At 65.8% G+C, this 257-nt stretch carries 1 protein-coding gene; it reads right to left on the bottom strand.

Annotated features, from left to right (window positions below):
* On the bottom strand, positions 1–257 hold a 257-nt coding region (locus tag IFS44_RS21795), incomplete at both ends, for a dihydroxy-acid dehydratase domain-containing protein (RefSeq protein WP_192100248.1).

Raw genomic sequence — 257 nt, 5'->3', positions numbered from 1 at the left:
CCGGCGGGCTGAAGGTTGACCATCAGCGGGACCTTGTGACCGTGCGTCTGCCAGTCGTCGATCGGCAGGTCGACGCCGATATGGCGCGCGATCGCGGCGAGGTGGATCGGCGCGTTGGTCGATCCGCCGATCGCCGAATTGACGACGATCGCGTTGTGGAACGCCTCCCTGGTTAGGATGTCGCTGGGCTTCAGATCCTCGGCGACCATGTCGACGATGCGCTTGCCGGTCTTGTACGCGACCTCCTGGCGGTCGCG

Origin of the sequence: Sphingomonas sp. CFBP 13706 (genome assembly GCF_014842355.1) — a bacterium.
Classification (GTDB): Bacteria; Pseudomonadota; Alphaproteobacteria; order Sphingomonadales; family Sphingomonadaceae; genus Sphingomonas; species Sphingomonas aerolata.
This window is presented reverse-complemented; position numbering and strand designations above follow the sequence as displayed.